The sequence below is a fragment of the Corallococcus sp. AB011P genome (genome assembly GCF_003611605.1).
Taxonomy (GTDB): Bacteria; Myxococcota; Myxococcia; order Myxococcales; family Myxococcaceae; genus Corallococcus; species Corallococcus coralloides.
The window spans coordinates 574,107-595,319 of the sequence record NZ_RAVX01000003.1; the positions used below are offsets into that span (position 1 = coordinate 574,107).

1 protein-coding gene (cut by a window edge) is annotated in these 21,213 nt (G+C 70.9%); it reads left to right on the top strand.

Annotated features, from left to right (window positions below; genetic code table 11):
* On the top strand, positions 1 to 21,213 hold the 5' portion of the coding sequence (locus tag D7X30_RS12135) for a non-ribosomal peptide synthetase (protein ID WP_158619249.1). It continues 10,299 nt past the right edge of the window; the window shows 21,213 of its 31,512 coding nt (coding positions 1–21,213); its start codon is at positions 1 to 3; its stop codon lies beyond the right edge, outside the window.

Here is a 21,213-nt window from a genome sequence, read left to right on the forward strand (position 1 = left end):
TTGCCGCGTTCCCCTGAGCTGACGCCCTCGAATTCCACCCTCGTCGAAATCTTGCGGAGCCGGGCCGAGTCGCGGTCCGAACAACCGCTGTACACCTTCCTGGATGACGCGGGTCAGGAAGACGGAACGCTGAGCTACGCGGGACTGGACGCAAGGGCGCGGCGGATCGCGGTGGCGCTGCGCAAGGTGGCGAAGCCGGGCGAGCGCGTGATGCTGCTGTATCCGCCCGGCCTGGAGTACGTGGCGGGGTTCTTCGGGTGCCTCTACGCGGGGCTCATCGCGGTGCCGGCGTATCCGCCGGATCCGATGCGGCTGGAGCGGACGCTGCCGCGCCTGCGGGCGATCATCCAGGACGCGAACGCGACGGTGGTGCTCACCACGTCCGGCATCCTGTCCATGACGGAGTTCGTCTTCGAGCAGGCTCCGGATCTGCGCTCGCTGCACTGGGTGGGGACGGACGAGATCCCGGCGGGTGGGGAAGCGGAGTGGACGCCGCCGGCGGTGGACGCGTCGACGCTGGCGTTCCTCCAGTACACGTCGGGGTCCACGGGCTCGCCCAAGGGCGTGATGCTGAGCCACGGCAACCTGGCGCACAACCTGGCGCTGATCACGGACGCGTTCGAGCTGGGCCCCAGCAGTTCGGCCGTCATCTGGCTGCCGCCGTACCACGACATGGGGCTCATCGGCGGCATCCTCACGCCGCTGTACGCGACGTTCCACGCGGCGCTGATGTCGCCGCTGACGATGCTCAAGAACCCGCGCGTGTGGCTGGAGGCCGTCACCCGCTACAAGGCCACCATCAGCGGCGGGCCGAACTTCGCGTTCGACCTGTGCGTGCGGCGCATCCCGGCGGAGGAGCGGCAGTCGTTGGACCTGAGCTCGTGGAAGGTGGCGTTCACCGGCGCGGAGCCCATCCGTCCGGCGACGCTGGACCGCTTCGAGCAGGCCTTCGGGCCGCACGGCTTCAAGCGTGAGTTCTTCTTCCCGTGCTACGGCCTGGCGGAGGCGACGCTGCTGGTGTCGGGCGGGCGCGTGGAGGCGCCGCCGGTGCGCTGCGCGCTGGATGCTCCGGCGTTGGAGCAGCGCCGGGCGGTGCTGGTGGACGAGGCGAAGCCGGAGGCGCGTGTCCTGGTGGGCTGCGGCGATGAGCGGCCGGGACACCCCGTGGTCATCGTGGATCCCCAGACGCGCGAGGCGTGCGCGCCCGGCGGCGTGGGAGAGATCTGGGTGCGCGGCCCCAGCGTGGCGCTGGGTTACTGGAACAAGCCGGAGGCGACGGCGGAGGCGTTCCAGGCGCGCGTGAAGGGCACGGACGAAGGCCCGTTCCTGCGCACGGGGGACCTGGGCTTCATGCGGGACGGCGAGCTGTACGTCACCGGCCGGGCCAAGGACCTGATCATCATCCGCGGCCGCAACCACTACCCGCAGGACATCGAGCAGACGGTGGAGGAGAGCCACCCCGCGCTGCGCGCCGGCAGCGTCGCGGCGGTGTCGCTGGAGGTGGCGGGCGAGGAGCGCCTGGTGGTGGTGCAGGAGATCGACCTGCGCAAGGCGGGCAACCTGCGCAAGCAGGTGGACATGGCGGAGGCGGCGGTGAAGGAGATCCGCCAGCGCGTCGCCGAGCGCCACGAGGTGCAGGTGCACGCCGTGGCGCTGATCGAGCCCGGCAGCATCCCGAAGACCTCCAGCGGGAAGATCCAGCGGCACGCGTGCAAGGCGCAGTTCCTCGCGGACGAGCTGCGCACGGTGCTGGTGTGGCGCGAGCCGGGGTTCGAGGAGGCGGAGGAGACGGACGCCGCCGCGTCCAGTGAGCCTGCCGCGGCGCCGGTCCGTGAGGACGTGCCGGAGGCCGCGCGGGCCACGCTGACGTGGCTGGTGGATCGCGTGGCGGAGCAGCTGAAGATGCCGGCGAAGACTGTGGACGTGCGTGAGCCCATCACGCGCTACGGCCTGGATTCGCTGAGCGCGGTGGAGCTGGCGCACGCGGTGGAGAAGGGGCTGGGGATCGCGCTGCCCATGGAGCTGCTGCTCCAGGGGCCGAGCCTGGTGGAGCTGGCGAAGCGCATCACGGCTTCGAAGCAGGAGCCGAAGGCGGCGGTGCTCGCGCCCCGGCCGCGAGGGGCCACGCAGCCGCTGTCGTTCGCGCAGCAGCGCCTGTGGTTCCTGGACCGGCTGGAGCAGGGCAGCGCGCTCTACATCATCCCGGGCGCGGTGCGGCTGGACGGCGCGCTGGACGCCGAATCGCTGCGGCGGAGCCTGGAGGAGATCGTCCGCCGGCACGAGTCGCTGCGCACGACGTTCCGCGAGGAGAACGGCGAGGCGGTGCAGCTCATCCACCCGGCGAAGGCCTTCGAGCTGCCGGTGGTGGACCTGACGGGCTTCCCGGAGGCGTCGCGCGAGGCGGAGGCGCGGCGCTGCGTGGATGAAGAGGCCGTGCGCCCGTTCGACCTGGGCGCGGGTCCGCTGGTGCGCGCGCGGTTGCTCAAGCTGGGTGAAGCGAAGCACGTGCTGCTGGTGACGATGCACCACATCGTCTCCGACGGTTGGTCCATGGGCGTGCTCGTGCGTGAGGTCGCCGCGCTCTACGACGCGTTCCGTGGCGGACGGGGTTCTCCGCTGCCGCAGCTGCGCGTGCAGTACGCGGACTTCGCGCAGTGGCAGCGGGAGTGGCTGCTGGGCGGCGTGCTGGAGAAGCAGGTCGGCTACTGGAAGCAGCGGCTGTCCGGAGCGCCCGCCGTGCTGGAGCTGCCGACGGACTTCGCGCGTCCGGCGGCGCAGACGTACCGGGGCGCGACGGTGCCGGTGAAGCTGGGCGCGGAGCTGAGCAAGGCGCTGGGCGCGCTGGCGAAGAAGGAAGGCGTCACGCCGTACATGCTGCTCCTGGCCGCGTTCCAGGTGCTGCTGGGGCGCTACTCGGGGCAGGACGACATCTCGGTCGGTTCGCCCATCACGGGCCGCTCGCGTGCGGAGACGGAGGGCCTCATCGGCTTCTTCGTCAACACGCTGGTGCTGCGCACGAAGCTGGAGGGCAACCCGTCCTTCCGCGCGCTGCTGGCCCAGGTGAAGGAGACGACGCTGGGTGCGTACGCGCACCAGGACGTGCCGTTCGAGAAGCTGGTGGAGGAACTCCAGCCGCAGCGCAGCCTCAGCCACGCGCCGCTGTTCCAGGTGATGTTCGTGTTGCAGCAGGACGTGCTGCCGCACTTCCGTCTGCCGGGCGTGGAGCTGTCGCCGTACGAGGTGGAGTCGAAGACGGCGAAGTTCGACCTCACGCTCTACCTGACGGAGACGGCGGGCGGGCTGGATGGGACGCTCGAGTACAACACGGACCTGTTCGCTGCGGAGACAGCGCGCCGGATGATGGAGCACCTGCGGGTGCTGCTGGAGTCGCTGCTCACGGATCCGGGCGCGAAGCTGTCCGACCTGTCGCTGATGGGAGCGCAGGAGAAGCAGACGCTGCTGAAGGACGTGTCGGGGACGGACCTGTCGGCCCAGGTGAGCGGGACGATGCAGGCGTTCTTCGAGGCGCAGGCGGTGCGTACGCCGGATGCGGCGGCCGTCCACTTCGATGGGCAGGTGCTGACGTACGCGCAGCTGGACGCGCAGGCGAACCAGCTGGCGCACCACCTGCGTGGCATGGGCGTGGGCCCGGACACGCTGGTGGGCGTGAGCCTGGAGCGTTCGGCGCGCATGGTGGTGGCGCTGCTGGGTGTGCTGAAGGCGGGCGGCGCGTACGTGCCGCTGGATCCTGCGTACCCGCGTGAGCGCCTGGGCTGGATGCTGGAGGACGCGCAGGCGCCGGTGCTACTGACGCAGCAGAAGCTGCTGGACGTGCTGCCGGAGCACTCCGCGAAGGCCGTCTGCGTGGACACGGACTGGGCCGTGATCGCGCGGCAGCCGACCACGCCTGTCGCGACGAGCACGGGCGTGGGGAACCTGGCGTACGTGCTGTACACGTCGGGCTCCACGGGCCGTCCGAAGGGCGTGGCCATCGAGCAGCGCAGCGTGGTGGCGTTCCTGCACTGGGCGACGGCGGCGTTCACGAAGCAGCAACTGGCGGGCGTGCTGGCGGCGACGTCGCTGAACTTCGACCTGTCCGTGTTTGAAGTCTTCGCGCCGCTGGTCAGCGGTGGTGCCGTCATCGTCGCGGAGAACGCGCTGGCGTTGCCGACGCTGAAGGACGCGGGCCGCGTGACGCTGGTGAACACGGTACCCTCCGCGATGGCGGAGTTGGTGCGCAGCCAGGGCGTGCCGGAGTCGGTGCGCACGGTGAACCTCGCCGGTGAGCCGCTGCTGAACCGGCTGGCGCAGGCGCTGTACGGGCTGAAGAACGTCGAAGGCGTCTACAACCTCTACGGCCCGACGGAAGACACGACGTACTCGACGTACTCGCGAGTGGAGAAGGACGGCGCGCGAGAGCCGACGATTGGCCGTCCGCTGACGGGCTCGCGTGCATACGTGCTGGATGCATGGCTGCGTCCGGTGCCGCAGGGCGTGCCGGGCGAGCTGTACATCGCGGGCGCGGGCCTCGCGCGTGGCTACCTGGCGAAGCCGTCACTGACGGCGGAGCGCTTCGTGCCGAACCCGTTCTCGGCGCAGCCGGGCGCGCGGATGTACCGCACGGGTGACCGCGTGCGGTGGCTGGCGACGGGCGAACTGGAGTACCTGGGCCGCATCGACTTCCAGGTGAAGGTGCGCGGCTTCCGCATCGAGCTGGGTGAAGTGGAGTCGGCGCTGGCGTCTCAGCCAGGAGTGCGCGAGTCCGTGGTGGTGGTGCGCGAGGACGTGCCCGGCGACAAGCGCCTGGTGGCGTACGTGGCGGGTGACTCTCTCGACACGGCGGAGCTGCGCAAGGGCCTGAAGTCGCGGCTGCCTGAGTACATGGTGCCGTCGGCGTTCGTGGTGCTGAACGCGCTGCCGCTGACGCCGAACGGGAAGGTGGACCGCAAGGCGCTGCCGGTGCCGGAGGCCCAGTCTCAGAGCCAGTACGTGGCACCGCGCACGGCGACGGAGGAGCAGGTGGCGACGCTCTTCGCGCAGTTGCTACGTGTGGAGCGCGTGGGCGCGGAGGATTCGTTCTTCGAGCTGGGCGGACACTCGCTGCTGGCGATGCAGTTGGTCTCCCGGCTGCGCACGGCCTTCGGCGTCGAGGTCCCCCTGCGTTCGCTCTTCGAGCTGAGCACGGTGGCTTCGCTCGCGTCGTTCGTCGACGGGAAGAAGCAGCAGGCGGAAGGCGCGAACCTGCCGCCGCTGAAGCGGGTGTCGCGCGAGGGCGCGTTGCCGCTGTCGTTCGCGCAGCAGCGCCTGTGGTTCCTGGACCGGCTGGAGCAGGGCAGTGCGCTCTACAACGTGCCGGGCGCGGTGCGCCTGGAGGGCGCACTGAATGTGGAGGCCCTGCGGCTGACGCTCCAGGAGATCGTCGCGCGGCACGAGTCGCTGCGCACGACGTTCCGTGAGGAGAACGGCGAGGCGGTGCAGATCATCCACGCCGCGGGCCGGATGGACCTGCCCGTGGTGGACCTGTCGACCGTGGCCGAAGCGGCCCGCGAGACGGAGACCCAGCGTCGCGTCAACGAAGAGGCCGTGCGCCCGTTCGATCTGGGCACGGGCCCGCTCTTCCGCGCTCAGTTGCTGAAGCTGGGTGAGGCGAAGCACGTGCTGCTGGTGACGATGCACCACATCGTCTCCGACGGCTGGTCCATGGGCGTGCTCGTGCGCGAGATGGCCTCGCTCTACGAGGCGCATTCGCAGGGCCGCGCCATGCCGCTGCCGGAGCTGGCCGTGCAGTACTCGGACTTCGCGCAGTGGCAGCGGGACTGGCTGCTGGGCGGGGCGCTGGAGAAGCAGGTCGGCTACTGGAAGCAGCAGCTGGCCGGGGCTCCGGCGATGTTGGAGCTGCAGACGGACTTCGCGCGTCCCGCGGTGCAGACGTACCGCGGCGCGACGGTGCCGGTGAAGCTGGGCGCTGACCTGAGCCGTTCGCTGAACGCGCTGGCGAAGCAGGAAGGCGTCACGCCGTACCAGCTGCTGCTGGCGGCGTTCCAGGTGCTGCTGGCGCGGTACACGGGCCAGGACGACATCTCGGTGGGCTCGCCCATCGCGGGCCGCACGCAGGCGGAGACGGAAGGGCTCATCGGCTTCTTCGTCAACACGCTGGTGCTGCGCACGAAGCTCTCGGGCAACCCGAGCTTCCAGCAGCTCCTCAAGCAGGTGCGTGAGACGACGCTGGGTGCGTACGCGCACCAGGACGTGCCGTTCGAGAAGCTGGTGGAAGAACTCCAGCCGCAGCGCAGCCTGAGCCATGCGCCGTTGTTCCAGGTGATGTTCGCGCTGCAGCAGGACGTGCTGCCGCACCTGAAGCTGTCGGGCATGGAGCTGTCGCCGTACGAGGTGGACGCGAAGACGGCGAAGTTCGACCTGACGCTCTTCCTCACGGAGACCGCGGGCGGACTGGAAGGGACGCTCGAGTACAACTCGGACCTGTTCACGGCGGCGACGGCGCGGCGGATGACGGAGCACCTGCGCGTGCTGCTGGAGTCCGTGGCGGTGCGGCCCATGGCGAAGGTGTTCGACCTGTCGCTGATGGGCGCGCAGGAGAAGCAGACGCTGCTACTGGACGTGTCGGGGACGGACCTGCCGGCCCCGGTGACCGGGACGATGCAGGCGCTCTTCGAGGCGCAGGTTGCGCGCACGCCGGATGCAGCGGCCGTCTACTTCGACGGAGAGGTGCTGACGTACGCGCAGCTGGAGGCGCAGTCGAACCAGCTGGCGCATCACCTGCGTGGCATGGGCGTGGGCCCGGACATGCTGGTGGGTGTGAGCCTGGAGCGCTCCGCACGGATGGTGGTGGCGCTGCTGGGCGTGCTGAAGGCGGGTGGCGCCTACGTGCCGTTGGATCCGGCGTACCCGCAGGATCGTCTGGGCTGGATGTTGGAGGACGCGCAGGCGACGGTGGTGCTGACGCAGCAGAAGTTGCTGGGCGTGCTGCCCAAGCACTCGGCGCGCAACGTGTTCCTGGATACGGATTGGGAGAGCATCTCCAAGAACCCTGCTTCGCGCGTCGATCCGCGCACGGGCGTGAGGAACCTGGCGTACGTGCTGTACACGTCGGGTTCTACGGGCCGTCCGAAGGGCGTGGCCATCGAGCAGCGCAGCGTGGTGGCCTTCCTGCACTGGGCGACGACGTTCTTCACGCCGCAGCAGCTGTCGGGCATGTTGGCGTCGACGTCGCTGAACTTCGACATCTCGGTGTTTGAAGTCTTCGCGCCGCTGAGCATCGGTGGTTCCGTCATCGTCGCGGAGAACGCACTGGCGCTCCCGACGATGAAGGACGCGAGCCGGGTGACGCTGGTGAACACGGTGCCCTCCGCGATGGCGGAGCTGCTGCGCAGCCAGGGCGTGCCGGAGACGGTGCGCACGGTGAACCTCGCCGGTGAGCCGTTGCTGAACCGGCTGGCGCAGGCGGTGTACGGGCTGAAGAACGTGGAGGCCGTCTACAACTTCTACGGCCCGACGGAAGACACGACGTACTCGACGTACTTGCGTGTGGAGAAAGGCGCGACGCGGGAGCCGACGGTGGGCCGTCTCCTGACGGGCTCGCGGGGGTATGTGCTGGATGCATGGCTGCGTCCGGTGCCGCAGGGCGTGCCGGGCGAGTTGTACATCGCGGGTGCGGGCCTCTCGCGAGGCTACCTGGCGAAGCCTGCTCTGACGGCGGAGAGGTACGTCCCCAATCCCTTCAGCCAGGAGCCCGGCGCGCGGATGTACCGCACGGGCGACCGCATCCGCTGGTTGCCGAATGGCGAGCTGGAGTACCTGGGCCGCATCGACTTCCAGGTGAAGGTGCGTGGCTTCCGCATCGAACTGGGCGAAGTGGAGTCGGTGCTGTCCACGCAGCCCGGCGTGCGCGAGTCCGTGGTGATGGTGCGCGAGGACGTGCCCGGCGACAGGCGCCTGGTGGCGTACGTGGCGGGTGCGTCTCTGGACGTGGCGGAGCTGCGCAAGGGGCTGAAGGCGCGGCTGCCGGAGTACATGGTGCCGTCGGCGTTCGTGGTGTTGAGCGCACTGCCTCTGAATCCGAACGGGAAGGTGGACCGCAAGTCGCTGCCGGTGCCGGAGGCCCAGACGGCGCAGGGCCAGTACGTGGCTCCGCGCACGGCGACGGAAGAGCAGGTGGCCACGATCTTCGCGCAGTTGCTGCGCGTGGAGCGCGTGGGCGCGGAGGACTCGTTCTTCGAGCTGGGCGGACACTCGCTGCTGGCGATGCAGCTGGTTTCCCGGCTGCGCACGGCCTTCGGCGCCGAGGTCCCGCTGCGTTCGCTCTTCGAGCTGAGCACGGTGGCTTCGCTCGCGGCGTTCGTGGATACGGCCGTGTCAGGACGTGATGCGTCCAAGGCCCCGGCGATCACGCCTCGGCCCCGGAGCGCCACGGAGCCGCTGTCGTTCGCTCAGCAGCGTCTGTGGTTCCTGGACCAGCTGGAGCAGGGCAGCGCCTTCTACAACGTGGCGGGCGGTGTGAAGCTGGACGGCGCGCTGCATGTGGAAGCCATGCGGCGGGCCCTGGAAGAGATCGTCCGCCGGCATGAGTCGCTGCGCACGACCTTCCGTGATGAGAACGGTCAGGCGGTGCAGGTCATCCACCCGGCGAAGGCCTTCGAGCTGCCGGTCGTGGACGTCTCCGGAGCACAGGACACGGAAGCGCGGCGGCTGGCGGAGGAAGAAGCCGCTCGCCCGTTCGATCTGGGCACGGGCCCGCTCTTCCGCGCGAAGCTGCTTAAGCTGGGTGAAGCGAAGCACGTGCTGCTGGTGACGATGCACCACATCGTCTCCGACGGCTGGTCCATGGGCGTGCTCGTGCGCGAGGTCGCCGCGCTCTACGAGGCCCAGGTCCTCAACCAGAAGTCGCCGCTGCCAGAGCTGGCGGTGCAGTACGCGGACTTCGCGCAGTGGCAGCGGGAGTGGCTGCTGGGCGGGGTGCTGGAGAAGCAGGTCGGCTACTGGAAGCAGCAGCTGGCCGGAGCACCGGCGGTGCTGGAGCTGCCGACGGACTTCGCGCGCCCCGCGGTGCAGACGTACCGCGGCGCGACGGTGCCGGTGAAGCTGGGCGCTGACCTGAGCCGCACACTGAACGCGCTGGCGAAGCAGGAAGGCGTCACGCCGTACCAGCTGCTCCTGGCCGCGTTCCAGGTGCTGCTGTCGCGCTACAGCGGGCAGGACGACATCTCGGTGGGTTCGCCCATCGCGGGCCGGACGCAGGCGGAGACGGAGGGCCTCATCGGCTTCTTCGTCAACACGCTGGTGCTGCGCACGAAGCTTTCGGGCAACCCGAGCTTCCAGCAGGTCCTCAAGCAGGTGCGCGAGACGACGCTGGGCGCGTACGCGCACCAGGACGTGCCGTTCGAGAAGCTGGTGGAAGAACTCCAGCCGCAGCGCAGCCTCAGCCACGCGCCGCTGTTCCAGGTGATGTTCGCGTTGCAGCAGGACGTGCTGCCGCACCTGAAGCTGTCGGGCGTGGAGCTGTCTCCGTACGAAGTGGAGTCGAAGTCGGCGAAATTCGACCTGACGCTGTCGCTGACGGAGACGGCGGGCGGACTGGAAGGAACGCTCGAGTACAACACGGACCTGTTCGCTGCGGCGACGGCGCGGCGGATGACGGAGCACCTGCGGGTGCTGCTGGAGTCCGTGGCGGTGCGGCCCATGGCGAAGCTGTCCCAGCTCGCGCTGATGGGCCCGCAGGAGCGTCACCAGGTGCTGGTGGCGTGGAACGACACGCGCGGCGACGTCGCTGGCGACGTGACGTTCCCGGCGCTCTTCGAGGCCCAGGTGCGTCGCGCGCCGGACTCGCAGGCGCTGGTGTTCGAGGATGCCTCGCTGACGTACGCGCAGTTGGACGCGCGGGCGAACCAGCTGGCGCACCACCTGCGCACGCTGGGCGTCGGGCCCGAGGTGCGTGTGGCGCTCTGCGTGGAGCGTTCGCTGGAGCTCGCGGTGGCGATGCTCGGCATCCAGAAGGCCGGTGGCGCCTTCGTGCCGTTGGATCCGTCCTACCCGCGTGAGCGCCTGTCCTTCATGCTGGAGGACAGCGGCGCGCCCGTGCTGGTGACGCAGGAGTCGCTGAGCCAGCAGCTGCCCTCCGACGGCCTGCGCGTGGTGCGCATGGACGTGGAGGCGGCGCACCTCCGGACGCTTCCGGAGACCGCTCCGGCTTCCAGCGCCAACGCCGACACCCTGGCGTACGTCATCTACACGTCCGGCTCCACGGGGCGCCCCAAGGGCACGCTGCTGCCGCATCGCGGCCTCAACAACACCGCCCGGCAGGCCGCCGCGGCGAAGGGTCTGGGCACGGGCCGCCGCGCGTTGCAGTACGCGGCGTCCAGCTTCGACGCCAGCGTGTGGGAGGTGTTCAGCACGCTCGTGTCCGGGGCCACGCTGGTGCTCGCGCCTCGCGACCGGCTGCTGCCGGATGAGCCGCTGCGCACGCTGCTGAAGTCGCAGCGCATCACCACCGTGACGCTGACGCCGTCGGTGCTCGCGCAGTTGAGCACGGATGGGCTGGAGGGCCTGTCCACCATCGTCTCCGCCGGTGAGGCGCTGAGCGTGGAGATGGCTCGCAAGTGGGGGCAGGGGAGGACGCTGATCAACGCGTACGGCCCCACCGAGACCACGGTCTGCGCGACCCTCACGCACGGCGGCGTCCGGGCGGAGCGCCTGACCATCGGCAAGCCGCTGGCGAACGTGCAGGTGTACGTGCTGGATGCCCTGCACCACCCGGTGCCCGTGGGTGTCGCGGGCGAGCTGTACGTCGCGGGCGAAGGCCTGGCGCGCGGCTACCAAGGCCGGCCGGACATGACGGCGGAGAAGTTCGTCCCCAACCCGTTCAGCCAGGAGCCCGGCGCGCGGCTGTACCGCACCGGCGACCGCGTGCGCTGGCTGGCCGAGGGTGAGATCGAATACCTGGGCCGCATCGACCACCAGGTGAAGGTGCGTGGCTTCCGCATCGAGCTGGGCGAAATCGAGGCCGTGCTGCTGCGCCACGCGGACGTGCGCGAGGCGGCGGTCGTGGTGCGCGAGGACGTGCCGGGCGACAAGCGGCTCGTCGGCTACGTCGTGCCGCAGCCGGGGCGGACGGTGGACGCGGCCTCGCTGCGCAAGCACCTGAAGGACGGCGTGCCGGAGTACATGGTGCCGTCGGCGTTCATGGTGCTGGACGCACTGCCGATGACGCCCGCCGGCAAGGTGGACCGCAAGGCCCTGCCGGCCCCCACGGGCGCGCTCACGCGTCCGGATGCCTACGTGGCCCCGCGCACGCCGACGGAAACGCGCGTGGCGGCCCTCTTCGCGCGCGTGCTCACCGTGGAGCGCGTGGGCGCGGAGGATTCGTTCTTCGAGCTGGGCGGCCACTCGCTGATGGCCACCCAGTTGGTGTCGCGCCTGCGTGGCGAGTTCCAGGTGGAGCTGCCCCTGCGTGCGCTCTTCGAGTCCCCGACGGTGGCCGCCCTGGCCGCTCGCGTGGACGAGGCCACCGGCGCCGAGCGGAAGTTCAAGACACCGCCGCTCAAGCCCGCGTCGCGTGAGGGCTCGCTGCCGCTGTCGTTCGACCAGGAGCGCCTCTGGCTCTTCGAGCAGCTCACGCCGGGCACGCCCATCTACAACGTGCCCAGCGCGGCCCGCTTGAACGGCGACCTGGACGTCGACGTGCTCCGCCGCGGCCTGGAGGAGATCGTCCGGCGCCACGAGGCGCTGCGCACCGTCTTCCACCAGGATGCGTCCGGTTCTCCCGTGCAGGTCATCTTGCCGGCGAAGCCGTTCGTGCTGCCCGTGGTGGACCTGTCCTCGCTGCCCGCCGACAAGGCGGAGGCCGAGGCCCGGAAGCACCTGAACGCGGAGGCCGCTCGGCCCTTCGACCTGGTGCAGGGCCCGCTCCTGCGCGCCCAGCTCCTGAAGCTGAGCGCGCGCGAGCACGTGCTGTGCCTCGCCATGCACCACATCGTGGTGGATGGCTGGGCCGTGGGCGTGTTCATGAACGAGCTCCAGGCGCTCTACACCGCGTTCTCGCGCGGCGAGCCCTCGCCGCTGCCCGCGCTGCCCGTGCAGTACGCGGACTACACCCTCTGGCACCGCCAGTGGCTGAGCGGTGACGTGCTGGAGCAGCAGATCTCCTGGTGGAAGAAGCAGCTCGCCGGAGCGCCTCGCATCGCGCTGCGCACGGACGCGCCGCGCCCCGCGGGCGACCGCTTCCACGGTGACAGCCGCCGCTTCCACCTGTCCCCGGACCTCACGTCCCGCATCGAGGCGCTGGGACGAGGGGAGGGCGCCACGCTGTTCATGGTGCTGCTCGCCGCGTTCGACGCGCTCCTGCACCGCCGCACCGGCCAGGACGACATCGTCGTGGGCACGGACATCGCGAACCGCGCCCGCGAGGAGCTGGAGTCCCTGGTCGGCTTCTTCACCAACCAGCTCGTCCTGCGCACGCAGGTGTCGGGCGACTTGTCCTTCCGCGCTCTGCTGGACCGCGTGCGCAAGGGGACCCTGGACGCCTACGAGCACCAGGACCTGCCCTTCGGCACGCTGGTTCAGGCGCTCAAGCCGCCGCGCGAGCCGGGTGGTCAGCTCTTCAACGTGAAGTTCGTGCTGGAGAACGCGCCGCTGCCGCCGCTCCAGCTCCCGGGCCTGGAGCTGAGCCTCCTGGACGCGGAGACGAACGGGACCGCGAAGTGGGACCTGCTCGTCGTCGTCTTCCCGTGGCAGGGCGGGCTCACCGTCACGGTGGAGCACAACACGGACGTGCTCGACCGCGCGTCGGTGGAGCGCCTGTTCGCCCACTTCGAGTCGCTGCTGCGCGCCGTCGTGGACGACCCCGAGCTCCGCATCGGTACGCTGCCGCTGCTCACGCCGGATGAGCGCAACACGCTCGCGGCGTGGAACGACCGCCCGCGCACGTACCCGCACGGCCAGCCCGTGTCGCGCGTCTTCGAGGCGCAGGCCGCCCGCGCCCCGGACGCGGTCGCTGTCAGCTTCGAGGGCGGGACGCTCACCGCCGGCCAGCTCAACGCGCGCGCCAACCAGCTCGCGCACCACCTGCGCGCCCTGGGCGTCAGGCCCGGCAAGCGCGTGGGTGTGTCCCTGGAGCGTTCGCTCGACCTCGTCGTGGCGGTGCTGGGCATCGCCAAGGCGGGCGGCGCGTACGTGCCGCTCGACCCCAGCTTCCCCACCGAGCGCCTCTCGATGCTCATCGAGGACGCGGGCCTGTCCGCGCTTGTCAGTGTCTCCGCGATCGCGGACGAGCTGCCCGCGCAGTGGCTCCAGGTGATCTGCCTGGATGACGACGCGGCCGCGCTCGCGAAGCGTTCGGACGCGAACCTCGACACCGCGCCGAGCGGCGAGGACGAGCTGTACGTCCTCTACACCTCCGGCTCCACGGGCCGCCCCAAGGGCGTGTCCGTGCCCCACCGCGCCGTCGTGCGCCTGGTGTGCGGCCCGGAGTGGGTGAACCTGTCGTCGAAGGAGGTCTTCCTCCAGCTGGCGCCGCTCGCGTTCGACGCGTCCACCTTCGAGCTGTGGGGCGCGATGCTCAACGGCGCGAAGCTCGCCGTGTTCCCGCCGCGCGCGCCCACCCTGGACGAGCTGGGCCAGGTCATCACCCGCGAGGGTGTGAGCACCCTGTGGCTTACCGCCGGTCTGTTCCACCAGATGGTGGACGGCAACCTGGACGGCCTGCGTCCCGTGCGCCAGCTGCTGGCCGGTGGTGACGTGCTCTCTCCCGCGCACGTGCTGCGCGTGATGGAGCAACTGCCGGGCTGCCGCGTCATCAACGGCTACGGCCCCACGGAGAACACGACGTTCACCGCGTGCTACCCGGTGGAGGACGCGAGCGCGCTGGGCATCTCCGTGCCCATCGGCCGTCCCATCAACGGCACGCGCGTGCACGTCCTCAACGCGTCCCTGCAGCCCGTGCCCCTGGGTGCCCCCGGCGAGCTGTTCGCGGGCGGCGACGGCCTGGCGCACGGCTACCTGAACCAGCCGGAGCTGACGGCCGAGAAGTTCATCCCGGATCCGTTCAGCTCCGTGCCGGGCGCGCGGCTGTACCGCACCGGCGACCAGGTTCGATTCCGCGCGGACGGCTCGCTGGAGTTCCTGGGCCGCATCGACCAGCAGGTGAAGGTGCGCGGCTTCCGCATCGAGCCGGGCGAGATTGAGACGGCGCTGCGCGGACACGCGTCCGTGCTCGACGTCACCGTCGCCGTGCAGGAGGTCGCGGGCGAGAAGGCCCTGGTCGCCTACGTCGTCACGGAGGAGGGCGCGGAGCCCCTGGGCGTGGACACGATGCGTGCGTTCCTGCACGACAAGCTGCCCGCGTACATGGTGCCTACGGCGCTGATGGCACTGGACGCGCTGCCGCTCACGCCCAACGGCAAGGTGGACCGCCGCGCGCTGCCCGTGCCCGGCAGCGAGCGTCCGCAGATGTCCACCGCGTACGCCGCTCCTCGCACCATGGAGGAGACCGCGCTGTGCGAGGTCTGGGCGGAGGTGCTGGGTGTGGAGCGCGTCGGTATCGACGACAGCTTCTACGACCTGGGCGGTGACTCCATCCGCAGCATCCAGCTCATCGCGAAGCTGCGTGAGCGCGGGCTGGATCTGCCCATGGTGGAGCTGCTGCGTCAGCCCACCATCCGCGCGCTGGGGAACCTGGTGCACGCGGCCCCGTCGAAGGCCGCGGCGCAGGCCGTCCCGGGCTCGGAGCCCTTCAGCCTGCTGTCCGACGCGGACCGCGCGCGGCTGCCTTCGGACGTGGAGGATGCGTACCCGGTGGCCGTGCTCCAGGCCGGCATGCTCTTCCAGAGCGAGCTGGACCAAGCGTCCGGCATGTACCACGACGCCACCAGCTACCACCTGGAGATGGCGCTCGATGAGGCGAAGATGCGCCAGCTGCTGGCCGAGCTGGCCCGCCGCCACGCCATCCTGCGCACGTCGTTCGACCTCACCGGTTACGAGCAGCCGTTGCAGTTCGTGCACCGCGAGGTCCAGGTGCCGCTGGAGCTCCACGACGTGCGCCACGTGCCCGCCGCGGAGCAGGACGCGCTCCTGCGCAAGCTCGTGGAAGAGGACCGCTGCCGCCCGTTCGACTGGAGCCGCGCGCCGCTGCTGCGCTTCGCGATCTACCGGCGCACGGAGAAGACGCTCCAGTTCTCGCTCATCTTCCACCACGCCATCCTGGATGGTTGGAGCCTCGCGACGCTGCTGTCGGAGCTGTTCCGCGGCTACGTGAACCTGCTGCGCGGCACGCCGGCCCCGGAGGCGGCGCCGCTGGCCGTCACCTACCGTCAGTTCGTCGCGCTGGAGCACCAGTCGCTCACCTCCGGCGAGGGCGAACGGTTCTGGAAGTCGCGCCTGGCGGAAGTGGACCGTCCTGCTCCTCGCGCGCCGCTGCCCGCGGGCCAGGAGCCGGTGCTGAGCATGCGGCAGGTGGACGTGCCCGCCGCGCTCCAGGAAGGACTGCAGCGCGTGGCGCAGGCCGCCAACGTGCCGCTGAAGACCGTGCTGCTGGCGGCGCACCTGCGCGTGCGCGCGCTGATGGAGGGACAGCGCTCGGTGGTGACGGGCGTGGTCTCCAACGGCCGTCCGGAGACGGCCGACAGCGAGCGCATGGTGGGCCTGTTCCTCAACAGCATCCCGTTCCCGGTGACGCTGGCTGACGGCTCGTGGCTGGACCTGGTGCGCCAGGTGTCGAAGGCGGACGGCGACATCTGGCCGCACCGCCGCTACCCCATGGGCCGGTTGCAGCAGCAGCTGGGTGGCCAGCGGCTGTTCGAGACCATCTTCAACTTCGTCCACTTCCACGTGGCCGGAGGCCTGTCGCAGCTCGAAGGCGTGCGCCTGCTGGAGGAGACTCCATCCACCGCGTGGATGGAGCTTCCGCTGAGCACGCTGTTCCTCCAGCGCCCGGACACCGGCGCGCTGATGCTCGTGCTGCGCACCAACGGCACGCAGCGCGACGCGGACCAGACGGAGGCGCTGGCGGGCTACTACTTCCGCGCCCTCGAAGCGATGGCCGCCAACCCGCACGCGCGTCACGAGCACGCGCGGCTGCTGCCGGACGCGGAGCGACAGAAGCTGCTGGTGGAGTGGAACGCCACGGGCACGCAGCCCGCGGGCGACACCTGCGTCCATGAGCGCTTCGCCGTCCACGCGGCCCGCACGCCGGACGCCGTGGCGGTGGTCTGCGACGACGGCCAGCTCACCTACGGGGAGCTGAACCGCAGGGCCAACCAGCTCGCGCACTGGCTGCGCGCGCGCGGCGTGGGCCCGGATGCGCGCGTGGGCCTGCTCACCGAGCGCACCCCAGATGCCATCGTCGGCATGATGGGCATCCTCAAGGCCGGCGGCGCGTACGTGCCGCTGGATCCGTCGCATCCGCCGGAGCGCCTGCGCACGGTGCTGGAGGACGCGGCGGCTTCGCTCGTGGTCACCCAGGCCTCGCTCGCCGCGCACGTGGCGGACGCCTCCAGGGGACACGTGTGCCTGGACTCCGACGCTGGGTTGCTCTCGCGCGAGCGTGAGGACGACCCGAAGCGCCTGGGTGACGCGGGCTCGCTGGCCTACGTCATCTTCACGTCCGGCTCCACGGGCCGGCCCAAGGGCGTGGCCATCGAGCACCGTCAGCTCAACCACTACGTGGAGGGCGTGTCGCTGCGCCTGGAGCTGCCCCCGGCGGCGAGCTTCGCGTCGGTGTCCACGCTGGCCGCGGACCTGGGCCACACCGCCGTCTTCCCGACGCTGAGCGGCGGCGGCACGCTGCACCTCATCTCCCGCGACCGCGCCTCTGATCCGGCCGCGCTGGGCGACTACTTCGAGCGCCACGCGGTGGACTGCTTGAAGATCGTCCCCTCGCACCTGACGGCGCTGCTGTCGTCGCCGTCGCCCGAGCGCGTCCTGCCTCGCAAGCGGCTGGTGCTGGGCGGTGAAGCGTCCGATCCGGCGCTCGTGGCGCGCGTGCATGCGCTCGTGCCCGGGCTTGAAGTCTTCAACCACTACGGCCCCACCGAGACCACGGTCGGTACGCTGACGTGGAAGGTGGAGCGGGGCACGCAGCTGTCGGCCACGGCCTCCGTGCCGCTGGGCCGGCCGCTGCCCAACGCGCGCATGTACGTGCTGGACGCTGCGCTGCAGCCCGTTCCCGTGGGTGTGCCCGGCGAGCTGTTCATCGGCGGCGCGGGCGTGGCCCGCGGCTACCTGGGACAGCCGGGCCTCACGATGGAGCGCTTCCTGGCGGATCCGTTCCACGCGGAGCCCGGCGCGCGCGTGTACCGCACGGGCGACCGCGTGCGCTACCTGCCGGACGGCGCGCTGGAGTTCCTGGGCCGCGTCGACTTCCAGGTGAAGGTGCGCGGCTTCCGCATCGAGCTGCCGGAGATTGAAGCCGCGATGAGCGGCCTGCCCGGCGTGGCGGAAGTCGTCGTGCTGGCACGCGAGGACGTGCCCGGCGACAAGCGCCTGGTGGCCTACGTCGTCGCGGTGCCCGGCCACACGCTGGAGGCCGGGGCGCTGCGCCAGGGCCTGAAGTCGCGGCTGCCGGACTACATGGTGCCGTCGGCCTTCGTCATGCTGGACGCGCTGCCGCTCACGTCCAACGGCAAGGTGGACCGCCGCGCGCTGCCCGCGCCGGAGCAGGAGGCCGAAGCCGGCCGCGCCCACGTGGCCCCGCGCACTCCCACCGAGGAGCTGATCGCGGGCCTGTGGTCGAAGCTCCTGGGCGTGGAGCGCGTGGGTGCGAAGGACGACTTCTTCGTGCTCGGCGGCCACTCGCTGCTGGCGACGCAGATGATCTCCCGCATCCGGAGCGCGTTCCGCGTGGAGCTGCCCCTGCGCGCGCTCTTCGAAGCGACCACGGTGGAGACGCTCTCCGCCCGCGTGGACGAGGCTGTCCGCCAGGGCTTCGGCCTGGAGGCGCCGGCCATCGTGCCGCTGTCTCGCGAGCACACGCTGCCGCTGTCGTTCGCGCAGCAGCGCCTGTGGTTCCTGGATCAGCTGGAGCCGGACAGCGCGTTCTACAACATCGCCGCGCCGGTGATGCTGGACGGCGCGCTGGAAGTGGCCCCGCTGGAGCAGGCCTTCACGGAGCTGGTGCGCCGTCACGAAGTGCTGCGCACCACCTTCCGCGCGGAGGGTGGCAACCCGGTGCAGGTCGTCCACCCGGCGGCCTCCATGCCGCTGCCGCTCGTGGACCTCACGCACCTGCCGGAAGCCGAGCGCGAGGCGAAGGCGCAGCGTCTGGCGGACGAGGACGCGGCCAGGCCGTTCAACCTGGCCACGGGCCCGCTGCTGCGCGCCACGCTGGTGCGCATCTCGGACGTGCGCCACATGCTGCTGCTCACGGTGCACCACATCGTGTCCGACGGCTGGTCGCGCGGCGTGCTCGTGCGCGAAGTGGCCGCGCTCTACGAGGCCTTCCGCCAGGGCAAGCCGTCGCCGCTGCCGGAGCTGCCGGTGCAGTACGCGGACTACTCGGGCTGGCAGCGCGGCTGGCTCCAGGGCGACGTGCTGAAGAAGCAGGTCGGCTACTGGAAGCAGCAGCTGACCGGCGCGCCCTCCGCGCTGGAGCTGCCCACGGACTTCCCGCGCCCGGCGGTGCAGACCTACCGCGGTGAGACGCTGCCCTTCACGCTGCCGCGCGAGCTGTCGGATGCCCTGCGCGCCCTGGCGCTGAAGGAAGGCGTCACGCCGTACATGCTGCTGCTCACCGCGTGGCAGGTGCTGCTGGCGCGCCACGCGGGCCAGGACGACGTCACGGTGGGTTCGCCCGTGGCCGGCCGTGGCCGCATGGAGACCGAAGGCCTCATCGGCTTCTTCATCAACACGCTCGTGCTGCGCACGCGGCTGGAAGGGGACCCCTCGTTCCGCCAGGTGCTCGCGCGGGTGCGGGAGTCGGTGCTGGGCGCGCACGCGCACCAGGAAGTGCCCTTCGAGAAGCTGGTGGAGGAGCTGCAGCCGGTGCGTGACACCAGCCGCTCGCCGCTCTTCCAGGTGTGGTTCGTGCTGCACCAGGAGTTGGCGGCGAAGCTGTCCGTGCCGGGCCTCACCCTGAGCGCCTACGAGGCGGAAGCGCGCACCGCGAAGTTCGACCTGGCCCTGTCCATGCTGGACGCGGCGGACGGCTTCGTGGGCCGCCTGGAGTTCAACTCCGACCTGTTCGCCCGCGCGACCGCGGAGCGGATGATGGCGCGCCTGCACGTGCTGCTGGCGGGCATCGTCGCGAAGCCCGAGTCGGCCGTGGGTGAGCTGCCCCTGCTGTCCGCCGAGGAGCGGCACCAGGTGCTGGTGGGCTGGAACAGCGTGCGCGCGGAGCTGCCGCGCGAGGCGACCATCCACTCGCTCATCGAAGCGCACGCGGAGGCCACGCCGGATGCGGTGGCCCTCGTGTACGAGGACCAGTCGCTCACGTACGCGGAGCTGGATGTGAAGGCGAACCAGCTGGCGCACCACCTGCGCCGCCGGTACGTCGGACGTGAGGTTCGCGTGGCGCTCTGCCTGGAGCGCTCGCTGGATCTCGTGGTGGGCATGCTCGGCATCCTCAAGGCCGGCGGCGCGTTCATCCCGTTGGATCCGTCGTACCCGGTGGAGCGGCTCGACTACATGCTGGCGGACTCGGGCGCGCCGGTGCTGGTGACGCAGGAGTCGCTGATGGACTCGCTGCCCACCGACGGCCGCCTGACCATCCAGTTGGACATGGACGTGGACGCCATCGAGCGGATGCCGGAAGAGGCGCCGCGCTCGGGCACGTCCGCCCACAACCTGGCGTACGTCATCTACACGTCCGGCTCCACGGGCCGTCCCAAGGGCACGCTGCTCCAGCACGAGGGCCTGGTGAACACGGCCCTGCGTGCCGCCGCGGCGAAGCGGGTGGGGCCGGGCAGCCGCGTGTTGCAGTACGCGGCGTCCAGCTTCGATGCCAGCGTCTGGGAGATCTTCAGCACCCTGGCCGCGGGCGCCACGCTGGTGCTCGCGCCGCGCGACCGGCTGATGCCGGACGAGCCGCTGCGCACGCTGCTGAAGGAGCAGGGCATCACCACCGCTACGCTGACGCCGTCGGTGCTCGCGCAGCTGAGCACGGAAGGGCTGGAGGGCCTGCGCAGCGTGGTGTCCGCCGGTGAAGCGCTGAGCGTGGAGCTGGCGCGCAAGTGGGGCGCGGGGCGCCTCATGATCAACGCCTACGGCCCCACGGAGGCCACGGTCTGCGCGACGCTGACCGAGGGCGGCGTGAACCCCGAGCGGATCACCATCGGCAAGCCGTGGGCGAACGCGCAGGTGTACGTGCTGGACGCGGCACAGCGTCCGGTGCCGGTGGGTGTGGGCGGTGAGCTCTACATCGGCGGCGTGGCGCTGGCGCGTGGCTACCAGGGCCGGCCGGACCTGACGGCGGAGAAGTTCGTGCCGCATCCGTTCAGCACTGACGCGGGCGCGCGGCTGTACCGCACGGGTGACCGCGTGCGGTGGCTGGCGACGGGCGAGCTGGAGTACCTGGGCCGCATCGACTTCCAGGTGAAGGTGCGCGGCTTCCGCATCGAACTGGGCGAAGTCGAATCCGTGCTGCTGCACCACACGGACATCCGTGAGGCGGCGGTGGTGGTGCGCGAGGACGTGCCGGGCGACAAGCGCCTGGTGGCCTACGTCGTCGCGCAGGAGGACACCGAGCTGGACGTGGCGGAGCTGCGCCGCCACCTGAAGGGCGAGGTGCCGGAGTACATGGTGCCGTCCGCCTTCGTGGTGCTGGAGGCGCTGCCGATGACGCCCGCGGGCAAGGTGGACCGCAAGGCGCTGCCCGCGCCGTCCGACGCCCGCACGGAGCGCAGCGAGGCGGAGTTCGCCGCGCCGCGCACGCCGACGGAGGAGATGCTCGCCACGGTCTGGACGGAGATCCTGGACGTGAAGCGGGTAGGGGTGCGCGACAACTTCTTCGACCTGGGCGGGCACTCGCTGCTGGCCACGCAGGTCGCTTCGCGCATCCGCGAGGCGTTCGGCGTGGAGCTGCCGCTGCGCGCGCTCTTCGAGGCGCCCACCATCGCGGACCTGGCCCAGCGCGTGGATCAGTCCGTGCGTTCGGAGCAGGGACTCCAGGCGCCGCCCATCGTGCCGCTGCCGCGCGAGGGCTCGCTGCCGCTGGGGCTTGCCCAGCAGCGGTTGTGGTTCCTGGACCAGATGGAGCCGGACAGCGCGTTC